This is a genomic window from Stenotrophomonas sp. S49 (assembly GCF_016624905.1).
GTDB lineage: Bacteria > Pseudomonadota > Gammaproteobacteria > Xanthomonadales > Xanthomonadaceae > Stenotrophomonas.
This window is the reverse complement of the sequence record NZ_JACVUD010000027.1, coordinates 36,143-47,923: the sequence shown is the minus strand read 5'-3', so window position 1 is coordinate 47,923 and position 11,781 is coordinate 36,143. Positions and strand designations below refer to the sequence as shown.

General features: G+C 67.5%; 9 protein-coding genes. 7 read left to right on the top strand and 2 right to left on the bottom strand.

The window, feature by feature from the left end:
• Window positions 1-211 precede the first annotated feature (211 nt).
• A complete protein-coding gene (locus IAE58_RS08255; RefSeq protein WP_199934798.1) occupies window positions 212-1,186 on the top strand; it encodes an MBL fold metallo-hydrolase in 975 nt (324 codons plus the stop codon).
• A 175-nt stretch (window positions 1,187-1,361) separates the two neighbouring features.
• On the opposite strand, the gene yihA is transcribed toward IAE58_RS08255, so the two are convergent.
• Window positions 1,362-1,964, bottom strand: coding sequence for a ribosome biogenesis GTP-binding protein YihA/YsxC (yihA, locus tag IAE58_RS08250; RefSeq protein WP_108750547.1), 603 nt, complete (start codon window positions 1,962-1,964; stop codon window positions 1,362-1,364).
• 157 nt (window positions 1,965-2,121) lie between these two features.
• On the opposite strand from yihA, the gene IAE58_RS08245 reads away from it, so the two are divergent.
• The 6 genes from IAE58_RS08245 (at window position 2,122) to fhuE (ending at window position 8,526) form a co-directional block, all read left to right on the top strand.
• Window positions 2,122-2,922: a c-type cytochrome gene (locus IAE58_RS08245; RefSeq protein WP_199934766.1), complete on the top strand. Its 801-nt coding sequence runs from the start codon at window positions 2,122-2,124 to the stop codon at window positions 2,920-2,922.
• A 106-nt stretch (window positions 2,923-3,028) separates the two neighbouring features.
• The gene (locus IAE58_RS08240) at window positions 3,029-3,679 is read left to right on the top strand and encodes a thiol:disulfide interchange protein DsbA/DsbL (protein WP_108754143.1); all 651 of its coding nucleotides are present in this window, start codon (window positions 3,029-3,031) and stop codon (window positions 3,677-3,679) included.
• A 107-nt stretch (window positions 3,680-3,786) separates the two neighbouring features.
• Window positions 3,787-4,614 (top strand): thiol:disulfide interchange protein DsbA/DsbL, encoded by an 828-nt coding sequence (locus IAE58_RS08235; RefSeq protein WP_199934765.1) that lies wholly within the window; start codon window positions 3,787-3,789, stop codon window positions 4,612-4,614.
• Between the two features lie 52 nt (window positions 4,615-4,666).
• Entirely contained in the window at window positions 4,667-5,404 is a 738-nt protein-coding gene (locus tag IAE58_RS08230; RefSeq protein WP_233615086.1) for an endonuclease/exonuclease/phosphatase family protein, read from the top strand.
• 85 nt (window positions 5,405-5,489) lie between these two features.
• The gene (locus IAE58_RS08225) at window positions 5,490-6,041 is read left to right on the top strand and encodes a M23 family metallopeptidase (RefSeq protein ID WP_199934764.1); all 552 of its coding nucleotides are present in this window, start codon (window positions 5,490-5,492) and stop codon (window positions 6,039-6,041) included.
• Window positions 6,042-6,360: 319 nt separating this feature from the next.
• Window positions 6,361-8,526: a ferric-rhodotorulic acid/ferric-coprogen receptor FhuE gene (fhuE, locus tag IAE58_RS08220; protein WP_199934470.1), complete on the top strand. Its 2,166-nt coding sequence runs from the start codon at window positions 6,361-6,363 to the stop codon at window positions 8,524-8,526.
• 316 nt (window positions 8,527-8,842) lie between these two features.
• Here the strand turns inward: fhuE and IAE58_RS08215 are convergent, their stop codons facing one another.
• Complete coding sequence (locus IAE58_RS08215) at window positions 8,843-11,701, bottom strand: TonB-dependent receptor (RefSeq protein ID WP_199934469.1); 2,859 nt, start codon at window positions 11,699-11,701, stop codon at window positions 8,843-8,845.
• Window positions 11,702-11,781: the final 80 nt, after the last annotated feature.

Below are 11,781 nucleotides of genomic sequence, written 5' to 3'. Positions count from 1 at the left end.
TCGCCGCCCCCCCCCCCCCCCCCCCCCCCCCCCCGCCATCCCAGGGATACCCAGCTTTTGCCGTTGCCGTTGCATTGAGCAGGTGCAGGGCTGCAAGCCCTGCAAACAAACTCCCCCCTGAGCATTGCGCGCACTGCTTTGAGCGCATCGCGCGCCGCCCGCACGGCACGCTGCCCAGCGACGGAATCCTCCGCCTCACCCAGGACACCCCATGACCCCGCGTCACCTGCCGCTGTGCGGCGCCCTGCTGCTGGCCATTGCCGGCCTGCCCACCGCTGCGCTGGCCGAAGCCACCTCCCCCGCCCCCACCCAGCAGGTGCCCGGCGTCTACCACCAGCGCATCGGCAACCTGCAGGTCACCGCGCTGTTCGACGGCGTAGTGGCACTGGGTCGACAGGAAGTGGTGGACGTACCGCCCACCCTGGTCAGCCGCCTGCTGGAAGGCCGCTACGTCCCCGAAGACAGCAAAGGTCTGCAGACCGCGGTGAACGCCTACCTGGTGCGCCAGGGCAACCACCTCACCCTGGTCGATACCGGCACCGCGCAGTGCTTCGGCCCCGGCCTGGGCCAGGTGCTGGCCAACCTGCGCGCCGCCGGCGTCGACCCGGCGCAGGTGGATGACATCCTGCTCACCCACGCCCACCCCGACCACATGTGCGGCGTGCTCGATGCGCAGGGCCAGCCGGCCTACCCCAATGCCACCGTGTGGCTCACCCAGGCCGATGCCGATTACTGGCTGGACCCGGCCAGCGCGGCCAGCGCGCCCGAAGGCGTGCGCTTCGCCTTCCCGCTGGCCCGCACTGCGGTGGCACCGTACCAGGCCGCCGGGCGCCTGCGCACCTTCCAGCCCGGCGACGCGCTGCCCGGTGGCGCGGTGGCCATGGACACCCACGGCCATACCCCTGGCCATGTCTCCTACCGGTTCGACAGCCAGGGCCAGTCACTGCTGGTGTGGGGCGATGTGCTGCACTTCCACGCGGTGCAGTTCGCGCACCCGGAAGCGGCGTTCGAAGCCGATGCCGATCGCCCGGCGGCCACCGCCAGCCGGCGCAGCGTGCTGCAGCAGGCCACCGCCAAGGGCTGGTGGGTGGCCGGCGCGCACCTGCCGTTCCCCGGCCTGGGCCACGTGCGCAGCGAAGGCCAGGCCTATGCCTGGGTACCGGCGGAATATTCGCCGCTGAAATGAGGTGACGCCGGGCATGGCCCGGCCCTACCGGTACCCTTCAGCAGGTGCCGCCAACGGGTAGCGGCCGGGCCGGGCCCGGGGCCCCCACCCCCCCCGCGGTTTTCAACCCCCCCGTCCCGCGGGCCCCCCCCGGGCGCGCGGGGGCCCCCCCCCCGGCGAACGCAACGACAGCCTCTTATTCCAGCCCCAGCCAGCCGCCGATCACCCCGCGCGCTTCTTCCACGCCGGTACGGTCTTCGCCGGAAAACACCTGCACGCTCACCGTATCGCCATAGGCCGAATGCAGTTCCTTGCGCACCTTCTGCAGGGTCTGCATCTGCTGGCTGCGGCTGAGCTTGTCGGCCTTGGTCAGCAGTGCATGCGCCGGCAGGCCACGCTGCACGGCATAGGCCAGCATCTGCCGGTCGTAGTCCTTCAGCGGGTGGCGGATATCCATCACCACCACCAGGCCACGCAGTGCCTCGCGGGTGCGGAAGTACTTGTCGATGAAGGCCTGCCAGTGCGCCTGCAGCTCCAGCGGCACCTTGGCATAGCCGTAACCGGGCAGATCGACCAGGCTGGCTTCCGGGGTGATCTGGAAGAACACCAGCTGCTGGGTGCGGCCGGGCGTCTTGGACACGCGGGCCAGCGCGTTCTGCCGGGTCAGCGCGTTGAGGGCACTGGACTTGCCAGCGTTGGAGCGGCCGGCAAAGGCCACTTCGGCCCCTTCATCGGGCGGCAGCTGCCGCGCGTTGTGGGCCGAGAGGTGGTAGCGGGCGCGTTCGATGAGCAATGACATGTACGTAGGATCGCATGTTGCGGCGCCGCGCGCCCGCCCGGGGCACCGTGGGTCCGGAAAATGCTGCGCTGCTTCGTTGACCGTGCGCGGAAACGGCGTTGATAATCCGGGCGATGCCGGTCGCTGCCGCCCGGCCCGGTCCAAACGGAGCTTCAGCATGCGCCACGCTCGCGTTCTTGCCGTATCCGCCCTTGCCATGGCCGTGGTGGTTGCCGCCGCTGCCTTTGCGCAGACCACCCTGGTCCCGCTGCCCGACAATGGCCCGATCCAGACCGCCTCGCTCGAGGTGGATTTCAGCAAGACCACCTGGGGCAACGCCAAGGAAGGCCAGGGCAAGGCGGCCGCCTGCGCGGCCTGCCACGGCGCCGACGGCAATTCCACGGTCGAGATGTACCCGTCCATCGCCGGCCAGAGCGAACGCTACGTGGCCCAGCAGATGGCGCTGATCGCCAACGGCCAGCGCAGTTCCGGCGCCGCCGTGGCCATGGTGCCGTTCGTGCAGAACCTCACCCCGCAGGACATGCGCGACATCGGCGCGTTCTTCGCCACCCAGAAGGCCACCGCCGGCATTGCCGATGACACGCCGGTGGCCGACGGCCCCTACAAGGGCATGAAGTTCTACGAAATCGGCCAGCAGCTGTACCGCGGCGGCGATGCCCAGCGCGGCCTGCCGGCCTGCATGGCCTGCCACGGCCCCAGCGGCGCCGGCAATCCGGGCCCGGCCTATCCGCATATCGGCGGCCAGCACGCCAGCTATGTCGCCCGGCGCCTGCAGGAATACCAGGCCGGGCAGACCCACGAAGCAGACAAGGCGCACTTCCAGATCATGGCGGCCATCGCCCAGAAGCTGACCGAACAGGAAGTCCAGGCCCTGTCCAGCTACCTGCAGGGCCTGCACAACCGCGCCGACGACGTGGCCGCGCAGACCACCGCCATGCCACCGGCCGCCGCCCCCTGACGGCCATTGGTCGGCGCGGGTCGCCACGGCGGCCCGCTGCTGCGGTATGTTTCCTTCACGCCGGCGGCTGCGCCGGCGTTGTTATTTTCAATGGAGATGCACGTCGATGAGGTTGATGTCCCGCCTGTTGCTGTCCCTGCTGGTGCTGCTGCCGCTGGCGGCCTGCGCCGCCACCCCCGCCAACGCCCCGCTGGTGGAAGGCAAAGATTACGAGCGCATCGCCCAGCCCGGCCCGTTCCAGCCGCTGGCTGGCAAGATCGAAGTGGTGGAAGTGTTCGGCTACACCTGCCCGCACTGCGCCCACTTCGAGCCGCAGCTGGCCGCCTGGGCCGCCAAGCTGCCGGCCGACGTGCGCTTTACCCCGGTCCCGGCCGCCTTCGGGGGTCCGTGGGATGCCTGGGCCCTGGCCTATTACGCCGCCGATGAAGTAGGCGTCGCCAAGCGCAGCCATGCAGCGGTGTTCAAGGCCCTGCACGAAGACGGCTCGCTGCCCATGCAGAACGTGTCGGCCGATGAATTGGCCACCTTCTACAAGGCCTACGGCGTGGCCCCGGACCGCTACAAGCAGGCCCTGCGCGGTGAAGCCGTGCAGCAGAAGGTCGCCGCCGCCCGTGCCTTCGCCAAGCGCACCCAGGTGCCGGGCACCCCGGCCATCATCATCAATGGCCAGTACCTGGTGCGCGGCAACAGCTTCGAAGACCAGCTGCGCATTGCCTCGGCGCTGATCGCCCAGGCCCGCGCCAGCCGCGGCCGCTGAACCAATCCCGACCCTGCACACGGCGCATCCGCCGCCGCGTGTCATCATTTCCCCCTGGCCGGCGTTCACCCGCCGGCCCCACCATTCCAGATGCTGGAGACGTTTCCATGAAGACCCGTTACGCCGCCCTCGCACTTGCAGCGCTGCTGCCGATCCTGGCCGCCTGCAAGGCCGACGACGGCACCGCCAACACCACCGCGCCGGCTGAACCGGCAGCGACCCCGGCCGCCACCGAGACCCCGGCCCCGGCCGCCGGCAGCGAAGGCGCCGCCCCCGCCGCTGAAGGCAGCACCGCACCGGCCGACGCCGCACCGGCGGCCGCACCGGCCCCGACCACCACCGCGCTGACCGGCCCGGCCCCGGTGGAAGGCGCCGACTACCAGCTGATCCCGAACGGCCAACCGTTCCAGCCGGCTGCCGGCAAGGTGGAAGTGGTGGAAATCTTCGGTTACGTCTGCCCGGCCTGTGCCGCCTTCCAGCCGCTGGTGGGCCCGTGGAAGGCTGGCCTGCCCAGCGACGTGAACTTCGTCTACGTGCCGGCCATGTTCGGCGGCACCTGGGATAACTACGCCCGCGCCTTCTACGCCGCGCAGACCCTGGGCGTGCAGGAAAAGTCGCACGAAGCGCTGTACCAGGCCATCCACGTGCAGAAGACCCTGAAGGGCGAGCGCGGTGCTGACTCGGTGGAAGATATCGCCAAGTTCTACGGTGCCTACGGCGTTGACCCCAAGCAGTTCGCCGCCACCATGGGCAGCTTCGCAGTGAACGCCAAGACCAATTCGGCCAAGCAGTTCGCCCAGCGCAGCCAGATCTCCGGCACTCCGTCGATCATCGTCAACGGCAAGTACCTGGTGAAGGGCAAGGGCTTCCCGGACATGCTGCGTATTGCCGACCACCTGATCGCCCGCGAGCGCGCGGCCGCCCAGGCGCATTGATTCCAGAGACGTTTCCCCGGCCGTGACTTCCCCCCACACACGGACCCTGCGCTTGCTGACGGCCAATATCCAGGCCGGCTCAAGCACCCGCCGCTACAGCGACTATGTGACCCGCAGCTGGTCACATGCGCTGCCGGCGGGGCGCAAGCGCAGCAGCCTGGATGCGATCGCCACCCTGGCCCGCAACCATGACATCGTCGGCCTGCAGGAGGCCGACCCGGGCAGCCTGCGCTCCGGTTTCACCAACCAGACCCACTACCTGGCCCAGCGCGCCGGCTTCAATTACTGGAGCCACCAGCCGAACCGGCGCATGGGCGGCGTGGCCTCCAGTGCCAACGGCCTGCTGAGCAAGCTGGAACCGGTGGAAGTCCAGGACCACGCCCTGCCCGGCCGCATCGGCGGGCGCGGCGTGCTGCTGGCCAAGTTCGGCGATGGTGCCGACGGCCTGGCCGTAGCGGTGGCCCATCTGTCGCTGGGCGCAGGTTCGCGCATGTCGCAGCTGGGCTTCATTGCCGAACTGCTGTCCGACCACCCCAACGCGGTGCTGATGGGCGACTTCAACTGCCTGGCCGAACGCCCGGAAATGCAGGTGCTGTACCAGAAGACCCAGCTGCAACCGCCCGGCTGCGCGGTGCCCACCTTCCCCAGCTGGCGCCCGGACCGGGCGATCGACCACATCCTGGTCAGCAGCAACCTGCAGACCCGCAGCGTGGAAGCCGTTCCCGCCGCGTTTTCCGATCACCTGGCCCTGGCCATGGCGATCGACGTGCCGGTCGACGCCCTGCGCTGACCGGCTTTCGGTAGAGTCGAGCTTGCTCGACTGACCTTCGCGCCATGCAATGCAGTCGAGCAAGCTCGACTCTACACTCGGTGGCATGAGCACTCCGCCCTCCCCCGCCCGACGCCTGCGCCGCTGGTTGCTGCGCGGCCTGCTGCTGCTGATCGCCCTCATCGCCGCACTCGCCGTCTGGAACAGCCCCTGGGCCGCCGCACCGAAGCTGCTGTGGTCGCTGTCGCGCATGCCGCCGGCGCAGCAGCTGCCGGTGCCCGTGGACGGCGTACGCCCCCGGCAGATTGCCGATACCTTCGGCGCCCCGCGTGGGCGCGACCGTACCCACGCCGGCATCGACATTTTCGCCAAGCGCGGCACGCCGGTGCGCAGCGTCACCGCCGGGGTGATCGCCGATGTGCGCGACGGCGGCCTGGGCGGGCGCCAGGTCTGGGTGATCGGCCCCGCACGCGAGCGCTACTACTACGCCCACCTGGACAGCTGGGCCGAGGGCCTGGCGCGGGGCCAGATCGTGCAGGCCGGCGACCTGCTGGGCCAGGTGGGTGACAGCGGCAACGCCCAAGGCACCCCGCCGCACCTGCACTGGGGCATCTACGGCGCCGACGGCGCACGCGACCCGCTGCCCCTGCTGCGCTGAGCACCAGCGCCTGGCCTGACCTCGTCTCGCCTGGCCTCCCTTTCGTAGAGTCGAGCTTGCTCGACTGATCGCAAACGGCAGTCGAGCAAGCTCGACTCTACCGCCGGGCAGGCCACGACCGGCCCATTTGTAAATAGAAACAATTCCCATTACGATATTTGCGTTTTCCGGGCGGCCAGGACGGTCGTCCACCATCACAATGCCCAGCCCCCGTCCTGCCCGCAGGACCGGGCCAGCGGCGTGAGAACCCCACCAGCCGCGGCGCCAGACCATCCGGGAAGCCGGTCGGACGCACGCACGTGCCCGTCCAGGAACCCCCATGATCCGTTCAACCCCTGTCCTGCTGCCGCATCGCTTGTCCGCGGCGGTGCTTTCCGCCCTGTGCCTGGCCGCCGCGCCGGCCGCCTTCGCCCAGACCGCCGCTGCCGACCCCACCACCCTGGACAAGATCGTGGTGAAGGGCGAGCGCGCCGAAGGCTATTCCGTGCGCCGCACCTCGGCCGCTACCCGCTTCGACCTGGCACCGCGCGAGATTCCGCAGTCGGTCAGCATCATCAGCCACCAGCGCATCGAAGATCAGAACCTGGATGACATCATCGACGTGCTGGCCAACACCACCGGCGTCAGCAGTACCCAGTCCGATACCGAGCGCACCGAGTTCTACTCGCGCGGCTTCTACATCGACAGCTACCAGTTCGACGGCCTGCCCACGCAGATGGTGCAGAACTGGAGCTACGGCGATTCCGGCCTGGACCTGGCCCTGTACGACCGCGTGGAAGTGGTGCGCGGCGCCACCGGCCTGCTGACCGGTGCCGGCAACCCGTCGGCGTCGGTGAACCTGGTGCGCAAGCACGCCGACAGCGCCGAACTGACCGGCAGCGTGTCGGTGAACGTGGGCAGCTGGGGCCGCACCCGCAGCACCGTGGACGTGACCACCCCGCTGAACAAGAGCGGTTCGGTGCGCGCCCGCGTGATCGGCAGCTACCTGGACACCGACGCACAGATGGACCGCTACAACCAGCACAAGACGCTGGGCTACGCCGTCATCGATGCCGACCTGACCCCGGACACCCAGCTGAGCGTGGGCTACGACTACCAGCAGAAGCGCGCCAACGGCGCCACCTGGGGGGGTTTCCCGATGCTGTTCTCCGATGGCACCAGCACCGGCTACGACGAATCGTTCAACGCCAGCCCGAACTGGACCTACTGGGACACCACCAGCAAGCGTGCCTTCGCCACGTTGGAACATGCCTTCAACGAAGACTGGAAAATCCGCATCGGCGCGACCCATGACGAGACCAAGGCCGACGACAAGCTGTTCTACCCGGCCTACAACGACTGGGTCACCGGCGCTTCGTACTTCGACAAGAACACCGGTGCCGGCATCTCGCCGTCGGCCGGCTTCTACAACACCGAACGCAAGGTCAATGCGGTGGACGGCTACTTCAGTGGCGCGTTCGAGCTGTTTGGCCTGAAGCACGAAGTGATGGGTGGCCTGAGCTACAACAAGCGCGAGTACGCCAACTACGGCGACTACCAGATCGGCGGTGCAGGTCTCGCCTGGGATCCCTTCTCCAGCTACCTGAACTGGAACGGCAACATCAGCGAACCGAACTGGAATCCGCTGGCGCTGGCCAGCGAAGGCACCATCACCCAGAAGGCCGCCTATGCCGCTGCACGCCTGTCGCTGGCTGATCCGCTGAAGCTGATCGTGGGCGCGCGCTACACCGACTGGAAGAGCGAAGGCGAAGGCGCCGACCGTTCGCACAAGGTCACCACCCCGTATGCCGGCCTGGTGTTCGACATCAACGACACCTACTCCACCTATGCCTCGTACACCGAGATCTTCCAGCCGCAGATGCTGAAGGACCGCAACGGCAGCTACCTGGACCCGGTGGACGGCAAGAGCTACGAAGTGGGCGTGAAGGGTGCCTGGTTCGACAACCGACTGAATGCTTCGGTGGCCGTGTTCCGCATCGAGCAGGACAACGTCGGCCAGTCCACCGGTGAGCCGGTCATCGGCGGTACCGGTGGTGAAACCGCCTACGTGGCCGCACGCGGCACCGTCAGCCGTGGCTTCGAATTCGAACTGAACGGCGAACTGGCCCCGGGCTGGAATGCCACCTTCGGTGCCTCGCGCTACGTGGCCAAGGACATCAACGACGCCGACATCAACACCAACCTGCCGCAGACCGCGCTGAAGCTGTTCACCAGCTACACCCCGCAGTCGCTGCAGGAACTGACCGTCGGCGGTGGTGCCAACTGGCAGAACCGCATCTACTACGCGGTGCCGGCCTACGGTCGCATCGAACAGAGCGGCTACGCCCTGGTCAGCGCGTTCGTGCGCTACCGCCTGTCGCCGGAATGGAGCGTGCAGGCCAACCTGAACAACCTGCTGGACAAGAAGTACTTCTCGCAGATCAACGGCTACGGTGCCTACGGCGACGGCCGCAACGGCTCGATCACCTTCACCTGGTCGTTCTGATGCAGACGCGGCGCCGGCTCAACCCGGCGCCGCCATTGCGCAGCGTCGAGCCATGCTCGACCGCCCTGCCCTTGTAGAGTCGAGCTTGCTCGACCGCCCTGCCCTTGTAGAGTCGAGCTTGCTCGACTGCCCTGCTCTTGTAGAGTCGAGCTTGCTCGACTGCCTTGCTCTTGTAGAGTCGAGCTTGCTCGACTGCCTTGCTCTCGTAGAGTCGAGCCATGCTCGACTGAACGGCGAAAAGCAGTCGAGCATGGCTCGACTCTACCAAAGCGCCACAAGCACCGCGCCGGGATGATCCCGGCGCGGTGCCCTCCCATCAGAACCGCAGATCCGCGCGCAGGTACCAGTAGCGCCCACGCGGAATGTCATACGTCGAGGCGTCGTAGCCGTTCAACGAGCACGACAGGCAGATCGGCGGATCCTTGTCGAACACGTTGTTCAGGCCAGCGGTCAGCTGCAGCCCCTTCATCCATTCAATCCGGTAGCCCACCTGCGCATCGTGGAAGGTGGTGGCCGCCAGCGTGTTGGTGCCCGCTGCCTGGTCGCTGCACACCGCGAACGCCACCGCATCGCCACAGTCTTCGGTCAGCTCGGAAATGTGGCGCATCGTCCAGTTCGCGCTCCAGTTGCCCAGCGTCCAGCCCAGCGACAGATTGCTGGTCCATTCGGGAATGGAGCTGTCAGCCACTTCAATGCCCGGCCCCTGCGGCTGCTTCTGCCCGGCCGCACCGGTAGCCTCGTAACGGCCCACGAAGGTGTTCTGCCAGCCGATCTTGAACTGGCCGGCCGCGCTCTGCGGCAGCGTCCAGTGCAGGTCCACGTCCCAGCCATCGGTCTTGATCGAGCCCAGGTTGGTCAGGCGGTTGTTGAAGCCGTTGATGCCGCCGGTGCTGGCGCGGGTGATGCCATCGCAGTACAGCGGGTCCAGGGTATCCACGCACAGGTCCAGCTGGGTCTGCGCATTGATGGCCTGGATCGCGCCGTCGATGGTGTGCCGGTAGAAGGTCACGTCCACGTCGAAGCGCTCGGACCAGCTGGCGTTGTTGCCGAACCACGGGCTCCACACGAAGCCGGCGCTGAAGCTGCGCGAACGTTCCGGGTCCAGCTCGCGGTTGCCGCCGGTGGTTACCGAGATCTGCGAATTGGCCTGCTGGAAACCGGTCGGCACGCCCAGCGCGGCACAGTTGGCCGCACTGCCACGCGGTGCGGTGCCACCCAGGCCGATCGAGCACGGGTCGAAGATCTGCAGGTCGGCACGCGCGGCCGAACCATACAGTTCACCGATCGACGGTGCGCGGAACCCCTCGGCATAGGTGGTGCGTAGCACGAAGTCGTTGGTCACCTGCCAGCGCAGGCCGTACTTGGGCGTGAACTCGCCACCGAAGGTGGAGTAATCCGAATAGCGGCCGGCCACGCTCAGGTCCAGCTTGCCGCCATAGGACGGGGCGGCGAACAGCGGCACGTTCAATTCCAGGTACGCTTCATTCACATCGTACGAACCGGACGTCGGCTGCGACGGCACGCCGTTGTAATGGCCGATCACCGTCAGCGGATCCGGCTGGTACCAGCCTTCGTATTTGCGGTGTTCCAGACCGGTGGCGAAGGACACCGCACCTGCCGGCAGGTTGAATAGCTCGCTGGACAGATTGGCGGTGAACAGGGTCAGCTCGTTCTGGCTGCGGTCGCGCACCACCGGCTGGATCCACTGCAGCATGGCCGGGGTGATCGAGCCGGCGCCACCGAAGATATCCAGCGGCACGCAGCCCGGCGTGGCCGCGCAGACGGCCGGATCACCCAGCGCCAGATTGATGTTGTAGATGTTGTAGCTGCCGTAGTTGGTCTGGGTGGCCTTGTTCTTGCTGTACATGCCGTTCACGTCCCAGTACCACTGGCGGTCGGCCGCCTGGAAATTACCCTCCAGGCCGGTAGCGAAGTACTGCGTATCCACCTTCTGCTCGAACACGCGCGCGCCGCCTTCCAGCGGGCGCCGGCCGATCATGATCAGGTTGTCCGACGAATCCAGGGTGAATCCGAACGGGTTGTAGGGGTTCAGTGCGGAAATGACGATGTTGTCGGCCAGCGGATTACCCGTGCCGGCTTCGGGGCCGAAGAACAACGGCTCTGGCGCGGCCTGGTTGGTCGATTCGCGGCGGTTGCCCAGCGCCTTCACGTACCACTGCACGTTGTCGCTGAAGTCGAAACGGAACTGGCCGAAGATGCCTTTGCGCTCCGACGGCGTCAGCACCATGTTGTATTCGGCGAAGTTGAAGCGATCGGCCGTGCCGAAGCAGTGGTAACCATCGGTGCGGTCGCAGCCGTCGCCGCCGTTGTAGGTGGGCCGCGTGCCGGCGTTCGGGGTCAGGTCGTGGGTGGTGCCGGTGTTGGGGTCGGTGAAGATGAAGCGGCCATCGGGCGTGGCCGAACTGCCCAGCGCCAGGCCGGTGCCTGGTACCGGGAAGCGCGACTGCTCGCGGTCACGCGCATACACCGCGTCCTGCTTGGTCCAGCTGCCGCCGACGAACAGGCTGTAGCGGTCACCGCGCGTGCCCCAGGCCAGGTCCACGCCCTTCTGCGTGCCATCGCCCTTGCTGTACTCGCCGTAGTTCAAGGTGACCTGGCCACCGTCGAAATCGCGACGGGTGATGATGTTGACCACGCCGGCAATCGCATCGGAGCCGTACAGCGACGAGGCGCCGTCTTCCAGCACTTCGATGCGCTCAACAATCGCCAGCGGAATGCTGTTCAGATCGGTGGCCGCGCCCACGCCGGAAGCAGACGATTCATTCACCCAGCGGATGCCATCGACCAGCACCAGCACGCGCTTGGCGCCCAGGTGGCGCAGATCGACCTGCGCCGAACCGGCGCCCACACCGCTGCCGTCGGGCGGGAAGCCGAAGTTGCCGGAAGAATTGAACTTGGCGTTCAGCGCCGAACCGGAACCGGTCAGCTGCTGCAGCACCTCGCCGATGGAGTTCAGGCCGGTGCGTTCGATCTCGGTGCGGGTCAGGGTCTGGATCGGCACCTGGCCTTCCACTTCGGCGCGCTTGATGCGCGTGCCGGTTACTTCAACGCGATCCAGATCGGTGGTGGATTGGGCCGCGGCACTCATCGGTGCCAGAGCCGTCACGCACAGGGCGACGGCAACCGCCAAGGGGCGGTGATGCAGGTACTTCATTCGCTCTCTCTCCAAAGGAATGTCGGGACAGTGACTGCCGCGCTCCCTCCTGCATGGCGGCAGCGTCTCCTTTGTAAACA